Source organism: Streptomyces sp. WAC03905, assembly GCF_057371075.1.
Window position 1 is genome coordinate 7,608,978 of the sequence record NZ_JBXYDZ010000003.1, and the last position, 15,978, is coordinate 7,624,955.

Consider the following 15,978-nt stretch of genomic DNA (forward strand, 5'->3'; position numbering starts at 1 on the left):
AAACGGACTGTGAGCTGCGGCGCCTGCCGGCGGTCTACGATCACGGTTCGGCGGTCATACGGGACGCCGCAGGAGGACTGGACGAACCGGGCGGAGTGGGGGACGCAATGGCGATCGAGAGGCCCGGACGGCCGGAGGACCTGCCGGCGGCCGAGGTGCTGTGGGCACGCTGGGCTCTGGTTGCCGTGTTGGAGGCCACGGCGAAGGCAGAGGCGCAAGACGTCCGCCGCAGTGGAACGTGGATCGACGGGGAGGGTCTGCACCTCGACGACCGCGGCTGCACCTGGTGGACGTTCGAGCAGCTCGGCGAGGGCCGCTACCTGCTGTACGGCCAGGACGAGTCCAGTGCCGTGAAATGGCACGAACCCACGATCGACATGCTGGCACAGGCACCGGACTGGCTGCCTTTCGAGCGTCTGCGGAAGATGCTGGCGGGCTGGGAACTGGGCTGCGTGTACTGGTTCGAGAACGGTGCCTGGGCTCGCGCGCCCTACCCCGCCGATCTGGACGACGACGGCCTCGACTGCGGGATGAGCCGTTTCGCGGTGCGTGAGGAAGCGCTGGGCGACCTGATCGCCTCGGAACGCGGCCTGCCCCGCGGACGTGCCGACGACCTCCTGGCCGCAGCCGAGGCCCGCAGCCTCACGGGGTCGGAGGCCCAGGAGCTGCTGGACGCGGCCGCCGCGGCCGAAGAGTACGTACCGGCAGACCGGGAAGCGATGCTGAGGTCCCTGGAGCGCGCGGGCCTTCGCCGGCCTCCGCAGGACTGACTGCAGGGCATCTTGGTCACTGCCGAATGATCCGGCACCGCAAGGCTCACGCCTGCGGCGTGGAACGACGCCGCACCCACACCTCGAGTGCGGCCCGCTCCGCATGCGACAGTGTCAACTCGGCCGTCGGCCGCCCCGTCCGCACCATAGGACAACAAGCCTGTACATCTGACCAGAATTCCCGGTTTACGAGACGAGGCCGTGTCGTCAAGGTCCCTCCCCCGGCTACCGCTGGGAGGTGCCCCCGGGCCGGCGGTCGCGACCGCGCGGCTCCCCGACCCGTCGGGGAGCCGCGCGGAAGCTCAGTTCTCCATTCCGAAGTAGTGGCCGAGGTATTCGGTGATCTCGGCCGCGTGGGGCAGAAGTTCGGGAAGCTGGGCGGCGAGGGCGTTGCGGGTGGCGGCGGCGAGATCGGCCGAGCTGGTGGCGGCGGGTCGCACGTAGGGTTCGAGGCGTTTGATCAGCTCGTAGTTGCTGGCGATGTTCTCGGTGCGCATGGCCTTCTCCAGCGGCGGCGCTCCGGGCGGCGGGACGGGGGCGAGGACCCGGCTGATGTAGGTGACGCGGTGCAGGACCCGCCAGCACGGGGGCTTGGCGGAGCTCTGGCGGGTCTGGCGCAGCGCGGCCGCGTCGGGGGCGTTGCTGCCCGACAGCCAGGTCGGGTCGACCACCTTGTGGTAGAAGTCGTCGAAGTTGGCGCTGGTCTCGCCGAGGTAGAAGGTGAGGAAGCGGTAGGCGTCGACCTTGCCCGGCACGAGGACCGGCTTGCCCGCGGCGTCGTACACGGGCTTGCCGTTGCTGTCCCGGCGTTGCAGGTCGTTCGAGGGTGCGCACTGGACGTCGAGGCCGAAACTGCGCGAGGACTCCTTGCTCTTGGCCCGGGTGGTGCTGAAGCCGCCACCGCGGGAGGCATCGAGGTGGAAGGCCCAGCCGAGGCCGAGGGCGCCGAAGCTCAGGTCGAAGTTGCCGCCGTAGGAGTGGGTGAAGCTGTACGAGCCGGAGGTGGTCTCGCTGACGGCGTCGGTGGCCTCGGTGGTTTCGGCGAAGAAGCCACCCTGGGCGGTCCAGACGTAGGTGTTGACCAGGTCCCGGTGGGAGAAGCCGGTGGCGGCGGCGCTGCCGGTGGTGGAGCGGGCGCTGTCCTGCTGCTCGGCGGACATGCCCATCGAGCGCAGGACCGCCTTGGCCTGGATCTCGGCCGGTTCGGTGCCCGCGTTGTGGCCGACGTCGGTCGAGATCGACTCGTAGAGGGCTTGCAGTCGCTGCTGGTCGCGGGTGATGCGGCGCTTGAGCGCGTACGCGTCGCGCGGCTTGAAGTAGCTGTACTCGCCGTAGGCGGTGGCGGTGGGGTAGTCGGGGTCGGTGACCTTGCCGGAGGCGTCGAAACCGACCCCGCCGTCGAGGGTGCCCTGCTTGGTGTAGCGGGGGTTGATCGGGAAGTGGACGATGTTCCAGTCCAGCGGGATGTCCGGGTTGGGCAGCATCCGGTAGGCGACGAGGGCGCCGGTGTGCGCCAGGCGCAGCGCGAAGACGTCGGCGGTCTGCGACTGCACGAGCGCCATGCCGGTGTTGGCGGGTACGTACCGGGCTCCGATCTCGGAGTTCAGTACGCCGGCGGCGTCCTCGGTGTACCCGGTCAGCTCCAGCTTGGTCTTGCGGGCGGTGTTCTTGCCCTGGCTGACGGTGGTGTCCTCGCTCCAGGTGTTGGAGAACTCCAGGCCGGCCGTCACGGCCATCTTGAGCTGGCCTTCGGCCAGCGGGCTCGCGGTGCCGAAGCCGAGGGGCGCGGCGACCGTCATGACGTCGGCGACGGTCTCGAGGCCGAAGGAGACGTTGAAGGCGGTGTTGGTGCTGCGGGTCTTGCTGGCGGACAGGCTGTGCACCACCTGGTCCGCCTCGGTGAACTCCACCGAGGAGGCGCCGGGGAAGCCGTCGGGCTTGTCCGTGAGGTTCTCCGACGGCACCGGCGGGGCGCCCTCGATGTAGCCCATCAGCTGCGGGTCGAACTGGGCCTGGCCGACCCACTCGGTCGTCAGGTCGCCCACCTTGTAGCCGGTGACCAGGTGCCAGCGGCCGTCGCGGACGAAGCCGTAACAGCGCTTGAGCACGCCCAGCGTCTCGCCCTTGGCGTCGAACTGGAGGTCGGCGTACTCGGAGGCGGCGGGAGCGCCGGAGACGGTGTCGTGGAACGGGGTGCGGACGTCGGCGAGCGCCGAGCGGACCTGGGCGGTGTCGGTGGACACCGGCGCGGTGGAGAGCAGGATGCGCGGCCGCTTCGTCGAGAAGGCCAGGCTGTTCCCGCGCAAGCCCTCGTCGCGCACCGAAGTGGTGGTGGCGGTGGAGTCCCGGTCGAACGTCCAGTAGCCGAGCAGGTCCTGCTTGTCGCCGCGCAGCCGGGTGAACAGGTTGTCCAGGATCTGCTCCCGGGTGCGCACGGTGCGCCAGATCCGCACCTCCTCCAGCGTGCCGGTCAGCAGCTCGGTGGGCTTGCCCCCCTCCAGCCGTGCGCCGAGGGTGAGTTGCGGGTCACCGTAGGGGAGGAGGTCCGCCGGGGTCGGGGTCGTGGTGGCGAGCAGCGGCTCGCCGTTGCGGTACAGCCGCAGCGGACTGGCGGCGGGATCGACGTCGCGGGTCCAGCGGGCGCCCCGCAACTTGGCGGGGAAGGAGCCGGAGGCGTCCAGGGTGGCGTTGCCGGCGTTCTCGTTGAAGGGCCAGCGCGCCAGCAGCCCCTTCTCGCGCACGGCGACCGGCCGGCCGATCTGGTGGAACGTCCGTGCGGAGCTCCACAGCCGCACTTCGCACAGGATGCCGCGCAGGCCGCGGCCGATCCCCAGGTCGCTGTTGTTGGACTGCGCGCCCGGGCCGCCGTAGACGTAGGTGCCGGCGAGCGCACCGTCGAGGTAGAAGCGGATGTCCTGCTCGGGCTGGCCGGCCGTGGCCGTCTGGGTGCTGGTGGCGGCTGACACTTCGGCCTTGCGACGCTGCCGCACCACGCTGATCCGCTGGAAGGCGCCGGGCTTGACGGTCCGGTCGGAGACGTACCGGACGGGGTTCCCGTCGGCTTCGGCGAAGGCGAACTCCACCCGGCCGTCGGCCAGGACGCCCAGCTGGTAGGGGACGCCCTCCCGGCCGCCGCCCACGGCCGAGCCCTTGGTGACCAGCGCCATCGGCGCGCCCACCTTGTCGACCTGGACGAACACCTCGATGGTGAGGTCCTCCAGGACGTTCAGCGAGTCCTGCGAGGCCACCGACAGGCCCTCGCCGCCGTCCATGCGCAACGCCCAGGCCTGGGTGAAGCTCGCCGCGAGGTGCGCCCACTCGTTGCACGGGAACCGGTCGGCCGACCGCAGCACCTGGTCGCCCACCCGCGCGACCACCTGGTAGCCCTTGATCGGCGAGGCCGGGCTGTTCGGTTCGTTGAAGGTCCAGTGGCCGAGGAGCCCGGGCTCCCGGCCGGACAGCCGCTGGTTGCGCTCGGCGGAGATCTCCTGGGCGGTGCGGGCCCGCCCGAAGACCCGGACCTCGTCGATCTGCCCGTCCAGGTGGTCGCCGCTGAAGGGCTGGTGGCCGAGGATCAGCGGACCGCTGCCGGTGTAGTTGCCGGTGGCGGTGCGGCGGTGGACCTCGCTGCCGTCCCGGTAGAGGATCTGCTCGCGGGTGGCGTGCTTGTAGACGGCGGCCCAGTGGTGCCATCCCAGGTCCGGGTAGGGCTGGGGGGTGGTCAGATCGTCACCGTAGAGGGCGAAGCCGAAGGTGTCGTTCGGCTCGAAGTACAGGCACAGGGTCTGGCCCTTGGCGCCGGTCAGCACTCCGTGGGTGAGCAGCGGCTCGCGGCGGCCACGGGCCTGGTTGCGCTTGGCCCACAGCTCGATGGTGAAGTCCCGGCCCGCGAGGTCGAGCGCGTTGGTCAGCTCGACCTTGGTGGTGCCGGTGAACTGGCGCGCCGGGAGGTCGACGGCGGCCAGTGCCAGCGAGTACCCCGATCCGCCGGTCTGGGCGTGGATCACCCGGCCCTGTCCGGCCTCGGGGTTGACCCAGGCCTCCAGGGTCAGGTCGCCGGCGGGGACGGCGTTCTTCTGCTGGGCGGCCGGCAGCGTCAGGTACTGGTCCTTGCCGTCGAACAGGAAGGCGCGGCCGGGCATCTCGGCCCGCCAGCGGCAACCGCGGCCGCCGGTGACCGGTACGGCCGTGCCGTTGGGCACGGAGGTGGCACCGCCGGTGTTCAGGGTGATCAGCCGGGAGCCCGCGGAGAGCAGGACCCCCACCCGGGTGGACTCGGCGCGGGCCCAGTCGTAGCCGACCACGGTGACCGTGTCGCCCGGCTTGATCGCAGTGCCCGCGGTGGTGAGGCTCAGCGTCTTGGCGCCGACCGGGGCTTCGGCGGACGCGGCGTACCCGGTGGTGCCGATCTGCAGGTGGGCCCTGGCCGCGACCGCGGCGGTCGTGGCCGCGGTGAACTCCACGGTGCTGCCGGTCACCTGGGCGACGGTGCCGACCGTGACCGCCTGGCCGGACTGCCCGGCCAGTGCGGCGGCCATGTGCTCGGCCCTGCGCGGCAGCGAGCGCCAGGTCTCGGTGTCGCCGCCGACGGTGATCGTCAGGTCGCACCGGCCGGGGGCGTCTCCGTCGGACACCTTGATGGTGCAGGAGTCCAGGAGAACCCCCGGGTCGCGGGCGAGGAAGCCGAGCGTGCCGCCGTTGCCGGTCAGCCGCTGGGTGCCGCGGGTGACGGCGGTGTCGTAGTAGACGGCGCAGAACTGCTCGTTGGCGCCGCGGAAGTACAGCACGATGCTGCCCGTGCCGCTGTCGAGCAGCGCGGGCCGGTCGGTGCCGCGGGCGAATTCGAGCAGGCCGCCGGAGAGGCTGAGCCCGGTGGTGTCCACGGAGATCAGCGGCATGGCCACGGTCAGGTCGTCGTCACCCTGGAGAGCGGTCGACAGGCGGGCCAGCTTCTCCTGGGCGTCCTTGAGCGCCGTCTGCTTCCCGGTCAGGATGAGCTGCAGTTCGTTGACGCGCTGCACGGCCGTCTTCGCCTCCTGGAGGCGCTCACGGACGGTGTCCATCTCCTGCTTGGCCTGCAGGTACGCAGTGTCCACCCCCGAGCGCAGCGAGACGCGCACCATTCGGATCAGGCCCGAGTCGCCGGTGAGGCACTCGCTCGACTGGACCGGGACGGGGGCCTGGAACGAGGCGGGCAGGCCCAGCGCGAGCTTGCTGCCACGGTTGACGACGCGGGTGTACTCGCCCTCGGCCGTCAGCTGGAACTGGGTGAACGGGTTGCCCGGCTCGCGGACGACCGTGTCCAGCATGGTGTTCTGCGCCGACGCGTTCCTGTAGACGTGCAGGTCGAGGTTGTTCAGGTTGTTGCCGATCAGCCAGTAGAACGGCTTGCCGTTCTGGCTCTCACCGGTGGCCTCCAGCCGCCAGGTCGAACGGGAGGGGGTGAGGGAGACGATGGTCGACGTGTGGATGGGGGCGTTGAAGTACCGCAGCACCTGGCCGTCGACCTCGCGCGGGGTCTTGGGCTCCAGGGTGTAGTTCCAGGCGGTCGGCACGTCCTTCTCGGCGAGGTACTGCCGCTCCAGCCTTTCGAACCCCGGCAGCAGCCGGTCGTGCTCCCCCTGCCAGTAGGCGACCTGGCCGGCCGTGGCGCCCAGCCGGGTGATCTCCGCCGGCAGGGCGGCCACCTCCGGCTCCAACTGCCGGATCAACTGCTGCAGGGTGCTGACCTGTTCGGAGTCCTGCCCCTTCACCGGCCGTCGGAGCACCGCGGGGTCCAGGACGTCGGGCACCTGGGCGAGCCGGCCGTCGCGGCCGACGGCGAAGTCCAGGCTCACCAGGGCCGGCTCCTGGCCGTACTTGGCGGCGAACGCCAGCATCACCCGGGCCTGCCGCTTGGCGGGCTTGGGGTCGGACCGGTAGCCGGCCGAGACGTTCTCCTGCTGGTGGTAGATCACGGCGGACATGCCGGACTCGACCGTGCGCCCCTTGAGGACGAAGCTGTCGCGGCGCACCCCGGGGTGGTCGCCCACCGGCGCGTCCGAGCCGGTCCACTTCGCGTCGCCCTTGAGCGTGCCGTGCAGGGCCCGGTCGCTCTGGTCGTAGGCGGTGGCACCGGAGCCCTCGTCGAACCGGTAGTAGGCGACCAGGCCCGCCTCGTTGCCGACCAGCCTGTGGTTCAGGTCGTCCGCGAGCTCGGCGGCGGACCGGACCCGGCTCCACACCCGAACCTCGTCGAGGTCGCCCTCGAAGAGCTCGGCGGTGGTGCCGGAGACCTGTTTGCCGATCAGGGTGTTCACGCCCGTGGCCGGCGTGAACGGTAACGCCCCGCTGCCGGACAGCTTGCCGTTGACGTACAGCCTCGCGGTCGTCCCGTCGAAGGTGGCCGCGACGTGCGTGTAGACGTCCCTGGGGACGGTCTCGGTGGAGACGACCGCCGTCGCGGCCCCCTCGTGGGCCAGGCGCAGCGACCCGCCGGCGTCCAGGCCGAGCCGGTACTCCCCGCCCCGGGAGAGCACCGGGCGGTCGTACGCGGTCGGCTTGACCCACGCCTCGATCGAGTACGCCCTGCCGCCGAAGCGCAGCGCCGCCGGGTCGCCCAGGTCGACGTGCGCGTCGTTGGCACCGCCGAGGCCCAGCGCCGTCTCGGCGTGTCCCTCGGTACTGGTCACCGGCACCAGGTCCTGGTTGGTGAACGGGCAGGTCCCCGGGCTGCGTTCGAACACCGCGTCCCGGTAGAGCGGGTCCGGGCTGGTGTAGAAGCGCGTGCCCTGGGTGTTGAACAGCCCCTGGACGCCCTGCTCGACGCTGAAGCTGTCGATCCTTCCGGTGGCGTCGTTGTGGGCGAACAGCTGCCAGCGCCGCGCACTGGTGACCGCGGTGGGCACCAGCACCGCGGCGAAACGGCCCCGGGTCAGGTTGCGGACGAACGACAGCTCCTGGGTCGGCTCGTAGAACGGCCGGCCCTCCATGTCCTCGGTGCCCAGGGTGTCCTTGGCCGAGGCGGGACGGGTGGCGTGCCGGCTGCGCTTGTAGCGCACCTCCAGTACCGGCTTGAGCTTTCCGTCGACCAGGAGGAAGCGGTCGCACAGCAGGGTGTCGCGGACCAGCGGCACCTTCTTGGGGCCGCTCAGTACGTAGTCGGTGCGGGAGGCGTTCGCGGAGCAGCCGCCGTCGGCCAGCTTGTACACCGCGTCGGGGTGCGTCTCGCCGATCGACTGCCGCAGCACCACCACGTACGTGCCGTCCGACACCACGTGGAACGGCGCGTCCGCGGTCAACCGCGCGGTCGTGGACAGGTACGGGTCGATCTCGCTGTCCAGCGGCCGCTCGTCGACCGCCGCCTCGGCCCCGCCCCGCTTGACCGTCGGCATGGCCGTCGCCCCGGCCACGGCGAACCCCACCTCGGCCAGCTCCCGGGGCAGGACCAGCTCGGCGGGATCGTCGCTCCAGTACGCGGCGTCCGCGTCTCCCTTGGACTGCCGGCCGGCCAGGTCAAGCACGGAGTAGACGATCCGTCGGGCCGAGTCCATCGCGAACGCGATGGTCGTGCCCTGGTGCCGGGCCATCGTCACATGCCGGTACGACCGGTCTCCGTAGACCTTCAGCAGGGATTCCTGAGGTGCCACTGTTCCCCTCCCACACGCGGAACGCCGCTCCCGCTCTCTCCCGCCCGGAGCGGCGATGGACGGACCCCTGGCGGGACGTCGGCCAGTCTGGCAGCTGCGGACATCCCGTGAAGAGAATGCGAAAAAGGGCTTTTCCGCTATGACGTCATCAGTCGACAGTTGGCCGAACTTCGATGGCGGGGCTGTTCCGCGAGAAGTACAGCGCCCCGCCGGCTGGACCTGACGGTGCGGATCGTCCCGGACGGCTCGGGCGAGGATCTGCCTGACCGGAAGCGGGTGCTGCCCAGCAGCAGGCTCGGCGGCCGGCCGCCGCACCGGAGCACACCGCCGCCCGCGGAGCGGCCGTCCGCAGCCTTCCACGGGCGTGATCCAGGCGGGATCATTCCGGTGGAGGACGGGTGGCGGACGGGGTGGCGGACGGCCGTGGCGGACGGCCGTGGCGGACGGCCGTGGCGGACGGGGGTGGCGGACTTGGAGCCTGGACGGCGTGCGTGGGCCGGGTCGGCGGTAGGGGGAGCAGCCGCCGTGGTGGCTGCCGTGCTGGGACCTGTGACCAACTACGCCAGTGACGCGGTACCTGACTGGGCGGCGCGGGCGTGGGTGATCTGGACGGTGTTCGCCGTGCTGGTGGCGAGCAGCGTCGGGCTGCTGCTGTGGGGCCGGCACCTGGATGCAGCAGCACGGCCCCCCGCGCGACCCGCACCGATGAGCCGACTGGCCCGGGACCAGCGGGCTTCGTTGTGCCCCCCGCATGTTCACCGCGTACGGGGGCGTGAGGGCGAACTGGCCGTGCTGACAGACATGCTTCGGCGGCCACAGGGCCGATTCGCGGTGCTGTGCGCGGCCGGCGGGATGGGCAAGACAACGGTGGCCGCGCAACTGGCCACCCGGGCCGAGGCGGCGGGCTGGCGAGTGTTCTGGGTGCGCTGGCGCGACGGTTCCGAGCTGGCGCAGCAGATGGTCCAGGCAGCGCTGGCCTGCGGTCTGCCAGAGGCGGAGCTGGAGGCCGCGCGAGCGGGGCACGCGAGCCTGCCGGACGTGGTCTGGCGACAGTTGGGCCGGGTGCGGCGGTGGCTGCTGGTCGTCGACAACGCCGACGAGCCGCACGAGATCGGTCCGGCAGGGGAGCCGGTGGCCGAGTACCGCGGCTGGATCCGACCTCACGGCCGGGGCCTGCTGGTGGTGACCAGCCGGGACGGCAGCGAGCAGACCTGGGGTCCGTGCGCACGGCTGCTGCCACTCGAGCCGCTGTCGGTGCGGTCCGCGGCGCAGGTCCTGCTGGACGCCGCTCCCGCAGCCGGAACCGCCGCGCAGGCCCGGGAGCTGGCGGCGCGACTGGGCGGGCTGCCACTGGCGTTGCACGCGGCCGGTACCTATCTGGCCGGCCCCACGAGCCGCTACCGCACCTTCGCCGCCTACCACCAGGCCCTGGAACAGGAAATGCGGTTCTTGTTGGGAGCGGCGCACCCGAATGCCTCCGATCCGCAGGTGGCCCGCGCCGTCGTGCGGCACACCTGGGAGGTGTCGTTGGACCAGCTCGCCGGGGAGGGCCACGCTGTGACCCGACCCCTTCTGCGACTACTGGCCCTGCTGGCCCAAGCCCCCGTCCCACTGTTCCTGATCACCCCGGGCCTGCTCTCCGTCGTCACCGGACACGAGGTCACCGCGGCGACCCTGGAGGCCGCGTTCGCCGGCCTGCACCGCTACGGTCTCCTCGGCTCACCCCCCTCAACCGGCAGCACCGGCCCGGCGCCGGGCAGCAGCGAGGGTGCCCAGGTGGTGCTGCATCCCCTGGTCCGGGAGATCAACGCCGTCGCCCTCACGGCAGAGACCCCCGAGCTTCGCCCCGTGGCACCGGGCCCTCGCCGACCGGCTGACCGAGGCCGTACACGAAGCCGGCCGGCGTGGGCGCGCCGGCTGGCCTGCAGCCGTGCTCCTCGCCCCCCACCTGCCGCTGCTGCTCGACTACGCGGACCCGCGCACCGCCACACACCACCGCACCACCCTCGACCACCTGGCGCAGGTGCTGGAGAAGGCGGGCGCTTTCGGTACGGCACGCCTGCTGCACGAACGACTCCTCGACGCCGAGACCCGCAGGCTGGGCGCCGAACACCCCGCTACCCTGACCAGCCGCAACGACCTGGGCAACGCCTTGTTTGGAATGGGAGAGCCGGCCGAGGCGATACGCCTGCTCCGGCAGACCCTGGAGGACCGCACCCGCATCCTGGGCCCCCTGCACCCCGACACCCTGACCAGCCGCAATGACCTCGCATGCGCGTTGGACGGGACGGGCGACCATGCCGAGGCGGTGGGCCTGCTGCGGCAGACCGTCAACGACCGTACCCGCGTCCTGGGACCCGACCATCCGCATACCCTGGCCAGCCGGGACAGCCTCGGTCTCGCGCTGGACGGGATGGGCGAGCACGCACAAGCAGTGCGCCTGCTCGGGCGGGCCCTTGAAGACCGCACACGTGTCCTGGGCCCTGAGCACCACCTCACCCTCCTCAGTCGCCACAACCTCGCCGGCGCCCTGGCCAGGGCAGGCGAGCACATGGAAGCGATACAGCTGCTGCGGCAGGCCCTCGACGACCACGCCCGCATTCTGGGACCCGAGCATCCGCACACGCTGGCCGGCCGGGACAGCCTCGGTCTCGCGCTGGACGGGATGGGCGAGCACGCACAAGCAGTGCGCCTGCACCGGCAGACCCTTGAAGACCGCACCCGCATCCTGGGCCCCGAGCACCCGGACACCCTCGCCAGTCGCCACAACCTCGCTTCCGCCCTGACCAGTACGGGCGAGCAGACCGAGGCGATAGGCCTGCTGCGCCGAACCCTCGACGACCGCGTCCGCATCCTGGGCGAGGAGCACACGCACACCTCGAGCACCCGCAATGCGCTGGCGACAGCACTGGCCATGCCCACCCAACGGTCGCAGAGCCCGTGGTGGAACTGGCTGCGGCGCAGGAACGCCGCAGCCGGCGACGGCTGAGGGACCTCCATGAGGGAGGGCCGGGTCGGGCCTTATGAACAATTGCCGTCCGAACCCGGCAGCCCGTTGCCCTCCCTCCCGGTGGCGCGGGCCGCCCTGTTGAGAGGGGGCTCACCACCGTGGCGTGGCCTACTGAGTCGGTGCGCCGGCGCCCCAGTCCCACAGTGCCTGCAGCACGGGGCCCAACTGCCGGCCGTGCGGTGTGAGCCGGTAACTGACGGTGGACGGCCACCCTGCTGTGCGGTGCTTCTGCACCACGCCTGCCGCAACGAGTTGGGCGAGCCGGTCGCTGAGTACCTTGTCCGAGAGAGTGGGGAGGCAGGTGGCCAGGTCGCTGTAGCTGAGGGGTTCTTGGCGCAGGAGTTCGCGCACGACGAGGGTGGTCCAGCGGCCATGGAGAGCTGCGAGGGTGATCTCTACGGGGCAGGTCGATGTGGGAATGGTGACCTGCGTGTGTCGGTCGTCGGGCAGGCCGGGGGGCGGGGCAGCCGGCGGGGCGTGGCCTACCGTTCGGTGAGTCACGAGTGCGTCTCCTACCGTTGCCGTGTTCCGGGCGCCCACCCGACACGTATCGAAACAGGAGACGCCACCATGACACATCCCGGTGCTCAGTCCGTGCGCCCGCTTCCGACCCGGGCACAGGACGTGCCCGCCGCCTTCGCCGAGCGTTTCAACGACGGTGACGCTCAGGCAGTTCAGGAGCTGTACGAGGCGGAGGCTGCCTTCGTGTCCCAGTCCGGGGTCGCCGTGCACGGTACGGGCGACATCGCCCGCCAGAACGCCCCCTTCCTCGGCCTCGGCCTGCCCATCTCCGTACGCCCCCGACGCGTACACGTTGCGGATGACATCGCCCTGTTGATCGTGGACTGGGAGATCGAAGGCGCCATGTCGGGCACGGCCACGGACGTGGTCCGACGTGGAGCCGACGGCTGTTGGCGTTATGTGATCGACAGTCCCTTCGGCGGTGCCTGATACGGCGCGGGGGGATCATGAGCGGAGCCAGAGTCCGATTCCCTCGCCGGGCGGTGCTGAGGGGGCGTGCGTCTGTTCCCGGCACCCGCGTGGTCTTCGCGCCTCGCGCTGATCAGCCTGACCGGCGTCCACACGCACCATCAACCAGCCGATCAGGCCCCCCGCAGCAGCATCGGCACACGGCCGCGAAGATCCGGTCCCAGTACCATCCGCCGATCGGCCCTCCCTGAGGACCGGAGCGGCCACGGCGCTTCCGGTCGGCCCACGTCAGCGCTCCTCGTCCGGGTAACTCCACTCGACCGCGCACGTCGCCGAAGGCGCGGCCTCCTTCGCGTACCAGCCCAGGGACTTCTCGAACTCCGGGCACCACAGGTGGGCGCGGCTCACGGAGACCGGGAAGTCGGTCCCGCCGGTGACGACGTGCCCGCCGCGCTCCGGCACGATGCCGATACTCACCTGACCGCCGATGCTCTCGTCCCGCATCAGCTCCTGGAGTTCCTCGACGACCGCCCGCGCCCGGGCCTCGTCCTCGATGCACGTGACGCGGAAGGTGAAGGAGATGTTCACAGACATGCCCTGCAGCCTAATGCTGTGGCCGAGACGGTTCACCGGACTGCCGTGTCCGGGCCGGCCAGGTGCACCGCGTGGACCTCGCCGGCGGTGTCCGGTCTTGCTTCGACCGCACCCGAGGGCCGGGAGCACGCGCCGTACGCCGCCGCGGGAAAGGACACTCTGCGCCAGCAACTGGTCCGTGGATATGCGTGCGCGGGTGAAGCCCGGGGCCCGGGGCGCCCGGTCCCGCCGGGGGCCGGCCCCACCCCACCGGCCGCACAACCACCTCGCACGATCGTGTCCTCGCGCAGCGCCATGCCGAAGGCTGGATGTTCATCATCGAGGCCGCCCGCGACATCCGAACCACCGGCGCCATCGCCCCCAGCAGCCGGGCGCTGGCCCGTGCTCTGACTGACCCGGTGATCGTCCGGGCGGGGCGGCCACTGAGTATCCTGGAGGCCGGTGCGGGCACTGGAGCGGTCACTCGCGCCCTGATCGGCCAGCTGTCGGCCGGCAGCCGCCTGGACATCGCCGAGGCCAACCCCCGCTGTGCCGACCGGCTGCGCCACCTTGTGCGCACCCACCCGCGCCTGGCCGGTCAGGGCCAGCGGGTTCGCGTCCACACCCGGCGCGTGGAGGACCTGGACACCGACCGCCGCTACGACGTGATCATCTCCGGCCTGCCCTTCGCCAACTTCACCCCGGGCCAGGTTGCCAGGGTCATGGACCGTTACTGGAACCTGCTGCACCCCGGCGGAACTCTGACCTACTTCGCCTACCCCGGCACCCGACAGACCCGCGCCCTGCTCGCCTCCCGGGCCCAGGCCCGCCGCCATCAAGCCGTCGAAGAGGTACTGGCCGGCTACCAGCGCCGGTACGCCGTCGGCTGCTGGACGGTTTGGGCCAACTTTCCCCCCGCCAGGGTCTGGCAGCTCACGCGACCCGCTCCCACCGGTTCCGCCTCGGCCCCCGTCGAGGCCGGGTCGCACCGGTGAGCGGGCTGATCACCGTGCTCGGACATGTGCCGCCTGCCAGCACGTATGCGATCGTGGCCGCGGCCGTGCTGGCCGAGTCGGTCATGCTCGTGGCGGCCTTCATTCCCACCCTCACCCTGCTGCTTACCGCCGGCGCGCTGGCTCGCGCCGGACAGCTGAGCTTTCCGCTCTTGATCGCGGCCGCCGCCTTCGCGGTGGTTGCGGGAGACTTTCTCGCCCATCGCACCGGGCGCGCGCTCGGCACCCGCTTGCGCACCGGCCGCCTCCGCCGTCGCCTGCCCGCTGCCGCGTGGCAGCGGGCCGAGACACTGATGGCCCGCCGCGGCGGCCACGCCGTCTTCTGGGCCCGCTTCCTGCCGGTGATCCGCACTCTGACCCCCACCTCGCCGGTGCCACCCACCTGCCCTACCTCCGCATCGCCCCTACAGCCTCGCCGCGGCTCCGCTGTGGGCCACCCTCGCAGTAGGGACCGGGTACGCGGCCGCGGCATCACTCCGGCATGCGCTCACCCTCGACCGGCGCGCCCACGCTGCCGGCCGGAGCCGCACTCCGCGACGTACTCAGCCGCCTCCGGGCTCGTCGGCACGGAAGCATGCGTCGTACGGTGGAAGCAGGCGGCGGAAGAGCGGCCCCGCCGCCTACAGCCCGCAGCGGCGCCCCCCACCCCTCCCCATGAGCGCCCTGCGGGCCTGCATGCGTTGTCGCAGACGGAAGCCCGGTAGCCATTCAGGAGCCATTTCCCTCTAGATCAGGCGGCAAGCTCAGAGCGACGACGGCTCGGACAATGGCGGTGATCCGGCAGGCCAGACGAAATGGCCGACTGGATCCGAAAACCTGCACATTCATCCCGTGGTGCAGCGCAGGCCATCGACATACCCGGGCAGCGTCGGATCCTCAAGTGTTGACGCGATCCTCCCGATCCAGGCTTCGAGTTCCGACGGCAGCCGATCAACCAGCGGGACACCGTCGAGGCCGCCCCGCGGGGCCCCGGCAAGCGTCGACAGCTAGTGCAGCCAGGGTCTGCGTCTCCTGGTCGTAGTAGGTATCGATACCAACCCCCGACGGGCTTTTCCCTCGGCGAACCCTGAGTGAAAATTCGCGGATAATTCAACTTTCGATGTTCTGAGTGCTTCCACCCGGGATACGGCCCACATGCGGCCCTCCCTGCCCAATGGAATAGTGGAGGTCGGTTGGCCCACGGGGTGTCGACGGTCACAGGCTTCTGCGTGTCGTCGGCAACTCCGCTTCCTCCCACCGAGGTCCGGGACGTCGACATTTCAACTGAAAGCTCAAGCAGTCGAGCCTGGGCACACCCGTCGGATTTCGCGGACTGCCGCTCGCCGAGAAGACGCTTTGAAAAACTGTTTTCAGTCGAGGGAAAGGGATATCTCATGCGCAAAAAGATTCTGTCCACCGCTGTCGTGGCTGCTCTGGCGTTCAGCGGGTGGACCGCCGTCACGGTGAACACGGCCGTAGCCGCGGAACGGGCCGCACCCGGCGCCACCTGCTTCCTCTCGGAAGGCCCCAACAAGACGTTCGGCGTCTCGGGCAAAGGGTTCAGGCCCGGTGAGCGCGTCACCGTGAAGAACTCGCAGGGCACCACGGTACGCACGACCACCGTCATCACAGGAGGCTTCTTCGAGGTCACGGGGCTCCCGAACGACACCTACAGTGCCGCAGGACGTCGGGTCAGGGCGGTATGCCCGAAGTGGGTGAGCGACGACGAGGCGGCGATCAAGTGCAGCGTGACGAAGGGCGCGGGAGCCACCTACGGAGTGTCCGGCAGGGGATTCCCGGAGGCGGAGACGGTGACGTTGAAGAACTCCTCCGGCGCCGTCGTGGACACCACCCAGACCATCTCGGAAGGGTTCTTCGAATTCACCGGCGTCCCCAACGACACGTACACCGTCACCTCAAAGTTCGCAAAGGTGACCTGTCCCAAGATCGCCCAGTAGCGGGCCCCGGCCGCGTGCGGGGCTCACGCGGACGACGCCCACGCGAACGACGTCGTTCGGCCGTGCCGCGCAAGGGCGTGACGTATCCGGGTTCTCACGGCCACCGGCCGGCTCTAG

Annotated in this window: 8 protein-coding genes and 1 pseudogene; 6 read left to right on the forward strand and 3 right to left on the reverse strand. The window is 70.9% G+C overall.

The genetic code is table 11. The annotated features are described in order from the left end of the window. Positions 1-107: 107 nt before the first annotated feature. Positions 108-770 carry a hypothetical protein gene (locus AC2RP6_RS36975; protein WP_486450189.1) on the forward strand — a complete coding sequence of 221 codons (663 nt, stop codon included), beginning with the start codon at positions 108-110 and terminating at the stop codon, positions 768-770. Positions 771-1,072: 302 nt separating this feature from the next. Here AC2RP6_RS36975 and AC2RP6_RS36980 read toward each other — a convergent pair whose 3' ends face one another. Further along, the gene (locus AC2RP6_RS36980) at positions 1,073-8,398 is read right to left on the reverse strand and encodes a LamG domain-containing protein (protein WP_486450190.1); all 7,326 of its coding nucleotides are present in this window, start codon (positions 8,396-8,398) and stop codon (positions 1,073-1,075) included. Positions 8,399-9,103: 705 nt separating this feature from the next. Here AC2RP6_RS36980 and AC2RP6_RS36985 point away from each other — a divergent pair. Next, a pseudogene (locus AC2RP6_RS36985) lies at positions 9,104-9,562 on the forward strand (AAA family ATPase); the annotation flags it as partial. Positions 9,563-10,328: 766 nt separating this feature from the next. Then, positions 10,329-11,387 carry a tetratricopeptide repeat protein gene (locus tag AC2RP6_RS36990; RefSeq protein ID WP_486450191.1) on the forward strand — a complete coding sequence of 353 codons (1,059 nt, stop codon included), beginning with the start codon at positions 10,329-10,331 and terminating at the stop codon, positions 11,385-11,387. Between the two features lie 129 nt (positions 11,388-11,516). Here AC2RP6_RS36990 and AC2RP6_RS36995 read toward each other — a convergent pair whose 3' ends face one another. Continuing rightward, positions 11,517-11,909 carry a winged helix-turn-helix transcriptional regulator gene (locus tag AC2RP6_RS36995; RefSeq protein ID WP_486450192.1) on the reverse strand — a complete coding sequence of 131 codons (393 nt, stop codon included), beginning with the start codon at positions 11,907-11,909 and terminating at the stop codon, positions 11,517-11,519. 69 nt (positions 11,910-11,978) lie between these two features. On the opposite strand from AC2RP6_RS36995, the gene AC2RP6_RS37000 reads away from it, so the two are divergent. Beyond that, positions 11,979-12,359: a YybH family protein gene (locus tag AC2RP6_RS37000; RefSeq protein ID WP_486450193.1), complete on the forward strand. Its 381-nt coding sequence runs from the start codon at positions 11,979-11,981 to the stop codon at positions 12,357-12,359. Between the two features lie 267 nt (positions 12,360-12,626). Here the strand turns inward: AC2RP6_RS37000 and AC2RP6_RS37005 are convergent, their stop codons facing one another. Further along, the gene (locus AC2RP6_RS37005) at positions 12,627-12,932 is read right to left on the reverse strand and encodes a hypothetical protein (RefSeq protein ID WP_486450194.1); all 306 of its coding nucleotides are present in this window, start codon (positions 12,930-12,932) and stop codon (positions 12,627-12,629) included. Between the two features lie 308 nt (positions 12,933-13,240). Here AC2RP6_RS37005 and AC2RP6_RS37010 point away from each other — a divergent pair, with 308 nt between their 5' ends. After that, on the forward strand, positions 13,241-13,906 hold the full coding sequence (locus tag AC2RP6_RS37010; RefSeq protein ID WP_486450195.1) for a class I SAM-dependent methyltransferase: 666 nt from the start codon (positions 13,241-13,243) through the stop codon (positions 13,904-13,906). A 1,190-nt stretch (positions 13,907-15,096) separates the two neighbouring features. Further along, complete coding sequence (locus AC2RP6_RS37015) at positions 15,097-15,861, forward strand: hypothetical protein (protein ID WP_486450196.1); 765 nt, start codon at positions 15,097-15,099, stop codon at positions 15,859-15,861. Positions 15,862-15,978: the final 117 nt, after the last annotated feature.

Excerpts from the sequence above, each read along its gene's own strand:
- AC2RP6_RS36975 (WP_486450189.1), top strand. The coding sequence starts at position 108 with ATGGCGATCGAGAGGCCCGGACGGCCGGAGGACCTGCCGGCGGCCGAG.
- AC2RP6_RS37000 (WP_486450193.1), top strand. The coding sequence starts at position 11,979 with ATGACACATCCCGGTGCTCAGTCCGTGCGCCCGCTTCCGACCCGGGCA.
- AC2RP6_RS37005 (WP_486450194.1), bottom strand. The coding sequence starts at position 12,932 with ATGTCTGTGAACATCTCCTTCACCTTCCGCGTCACGTGCATCGAGGAC.
- AC2RP6_RS37010 (WP_486450195.1), top strand. The coding sequence starts at position 13,241 with ATGTTCATCATCGAGGCCGCCCGCGACATCCGAACCACCGGCGCCATC.